We start from the raw sequence: 2,732 nt of genomic DNA, 5'->3' as shown, positions 1-2,732 counted from the left end.
CGCCCCTCCCCCTTTCTTTTTCCCCCTCCCCGGGCGAGCCCCCCCCCCCCCCCCCCCCCCCCCCCCCCCCCCCCCCGGCGGCCTCTTCGGGAGGGGCGGCGTCAGCCGCAGTGCTCCGACCGTTCCTGGTCCGTCATCGGACGGGTGTGCTGCGTCTTGGTGCTGGGCGCGTCCGGCAGTGGGCCGGTCGCGTCGAACGGCACGTACCAGTAGTAGTGGCCGTAGAACTTGTCCTCGAAGTGCATCTCGTACTGGCCGCTGACGCGCTGCATCTGCGCCTCACGCGTCACCCAGCCGACCTCGCCCGGCCGTACGTCGACGTTCGTCTGCTCCGACTCGGTGTGCGAACTCTCCCAGGTGTGGCTGTAGTTGGTCTCGATGCTCACCTTGAAGACCTTCGCGAAGCCGACCTCCGCGCTCAGTGACACCCCGACGCTGTTGGACTCGCCGGTGGTGTCGGACCAGCCGACGGTGGAGCGCTGGAGGTCGGAGGTGCAGTTGAAGGCGCTGTCGCCGACCTGGTGCGCCTCTCCCATGGACACCTCGGGCGGGCCGGAGGGGTGGAAGACGCAGAGGTCGGTGCCGTTGTCGCACTTGTCGAGCAGTTCACGGATGGTGGGCTGCTCCTCCGCCTGGGCGCTGGTGGGGGCCAGGGCCATGCCGCCGGTGGTGAGGGCGGCGGCCAGCAGGATGGGGAGCCGGGCCTTCGCCCGCCCGTTCTTGAGGTTCTTCGGGTTCTTCATGGGTGCTCCGTGCTCTGTGTGGGGGGTTGTGTCGTACGGGGCCGGGCCGGCGTGGGGGCCGGGTCCGGTCCGGGGGCCGTCGCGGGCCGGGGCCGCCGGCTCAGCTGAAGCCGATGGACTGGGTGCGGTCGTTCATGAGGCCGCCGATGTCGGCGGCGTTCTCCTCGAACGGTCCGTCCCGGTCACCGCCGAGACCCGGCTCCGGGTAGAGCCAGAGCCAGCAGTTGGCCCAGGGCTGCACGGAGCTGATGCGGTTCTTCCACTCGTCCGGGAGGTCGTACTGGTAGTTGACCCAGCCGTCCTTCTCGCACGGCGCGGTGCCGTAGACGGTGAGTGAGTCGCCGCCGAACTGGGGGTCGTCGAAGAAAGTGCCCTGGATGACGTCGCCTGCCATGGTCCGCGGGCCGTTGCCCTGGCCGCTCCTGGCGGCGTCGACCGCCTCGGAGAGGGTCGCGAAGCAGGTCTCGGCGTTCGTGACGACATCGACGGCGCAGTGCGGTTTCTCGTCGGCGACGGCCGGCGACGCGGTGAGCGCGCCGGTGGCGAGCAGGACCGCCGTACCGGCTCCGGTGAGGCGGGCGAATCTCGTCTGTGCGGGTGACATGGGCAACTCCGTTTCTGTGGGGGGAAGTTGGCCAGTTGTCGCGGGGGCTCCTGCTCGGAGGGGGCGAGGGGGAAACCGGATGCCCGCTATTGCCCGGAATTCGGGTGTGGAGGCGCAGGTCGTGTCCCGGGGCGTGACCGGTTCTGTGGGGTGACCGGGCAGGGAGGGGTGGGTGTGGCGGGCGACCGCGGCGCCCCGCATGGCTACGCGGAGTGAGGGAATAACTCCGGACTTGCCACATGTTCACTGTTCAACTAAATTGGGCTCAACGCCAAGGAGGCCCCCGATGCCCGCTGTGACCGTCGAAAACCCGCTGACCCTTCCCCGCGTCACGGCGGCTGCCGACGCCGTCGCCCGTCCCGTGCTCGCCGTGTCCACCGCGCCGGGTGGCTTCGAAGGCGAGGGATTCCCGGTCCGCCGGGCGTTCGCGGGGATCAACTACCAGCACCTCGACCCGTTCATCATGATGGACCAGATGGGTGAGGTGGAGTACGCGCCGGGAGAGCCGAAGGGCACCCCCTGGCACCCGCACCGCGGCTTCGAGACCGTCACGTACCTGATCGACGGCACCTTCATCCACCAGGACAGCAACGGTGGCGGCGGCACGATCCGCAACGGTGACACCCAGTGGATGACGGCGGGCTCCGGCCTGCTGCACATCGAGGCGCCGCCGGAGTCGCTCGTCATGTCGGGCGGTCTCTTCCACGGTCTCCAGCTCTGGGTGAACCTGCCCGCGGCCGACAAGATGATGAACCCGCGCTACCAGGACATCCGCGGCGGCCAGGTGCAGCTGCTGACGTCGCACGACGGCGGCGCGCTGCTGCGGGTGATCGCCGGCTCGCTGGACGGGCACGAGGGTCCCGGCATCACGCACACGCCGATCACGATGATCCACGCGACGCTGCGGCCGGGTGCCGAGGTCACGCTGCCCTGGCGCGAGGACTTCAACGGCCTCGCGTACGTCCTGGCGGGGCGCGGCTCGGTCGGGACGGACCGGCGGCCGGTGCACACCGGCCAGACGGCGGTCTTCGGCGCGGGGTCGTCGCTGACGGTCCGCGCGGACGAGTCCCAGGACTCGAACACGCCGGACCTGGAGGTCGTCCTCCTCGGCGGCCGTCCGATCCGCGAACCGATGGCGCACTACGGGCCGTTCGTGATGAACAGCCACGCCGAGCTGAAGCAGGCCTTCGAGGACTTCCAGGCCGGCCGGCTGGGCACGGTGCCGGCGAACGCCGAGTGACCGATGCGACTGGCGGGAGCCGGGTGCGGTGAGGTGAGCTGTCGCGGGGGGGGGGGGGGGGGGGGGGGGGGGGGGGGGGGGGGGGGGGGGGGGGGGGGGGGGGGGGGGGGCCTCCCCCCCCCCCCCCCCCACCACACCCGACCCC

At 71.3% G+C, this 2,732-nt stretch carries 3 protein-coding genes; 1 reads left to right on the top strand and 2 read right to left on the bottom strand.

Translation table 11 applies throughout. From position 1 onward, the window contains the following. Positions 1 to 101: 101 nt before the first annotated feature. Both ACZ61E_RS32510 and ACZ61E_RS32505 read right to left on the bottom strand, forming a co-directional pair. The gene (locus ACZ61E_RS32510) at positions 102 to 743 is read right to left on the bottom strand and encodes a hypothetical protein (RefSeq protein ID WP_469704008.1); all 642 of its coding nucleotides are present in this window, start codon (positions 741 to 743) and stop codon (positions 102 to 104) included. Between the two features lie 100 nt (positions 744 to 843). After that, positions 844 to 1,347 carry a hypothetical protein gene (locus tag ACZ61E_RS32505; protein WP_469704006.1) on the bottom strand — a complete coding sequence of 168 codons (504 nt, stop codon included), beginning with the start codon at positions 1,345 to 1,347 and terminating at the stop codon, positions 844 to 846. Between the two features lie 286 nt (positions 1,348 to 1,633). Here ACZ61E_RS32505 and ACZ61E_RS32500 point away from each other — a divergent pair, with 286 nt between their 5' ends. Beyond that, a complete protein-coding gene (locus tag ACZ61E_RS32500) occupies positions 1,634 to 2,587 on the top strand; it encodes a pirin family protein (protein WP_469704004.1) in 954 nt (317 codons plus the stop codon). Positions 2,588 to 2,732 lie beyond the last annotated feature (145 nt).

Source organism: Streptomyces sp. NPDC104581 (genome assembly GCF_055583685.1).
This window is presented reverse-complemented; position numbering and strand designations above follow the sequence as displayed.

Coding starts and splice junctions, on each gene's coding strand:
- ACZ61E_RS32505 (WP_469704006.1), bottom strand. CDS start 1,347: ATGTCACCCGCACAGACGAGATTCGCCCGCCTCACCGGAGCCGGTACG.
- ACZ61E_RS32500 (WP_469704004.1), top strand. CDS start 1,634: ATGCCCGCTGTGACCGTCGAAAACCCGCTGACCCTTCCCCGCGTCACG.
- ACZ61E_RS32510 (WP_469704008.1), bottom strand. CDS start 743: ATGAAGAACCCGAAGAACCTCAAGAACGGGCGGGCGAAGGCCCGGCTC.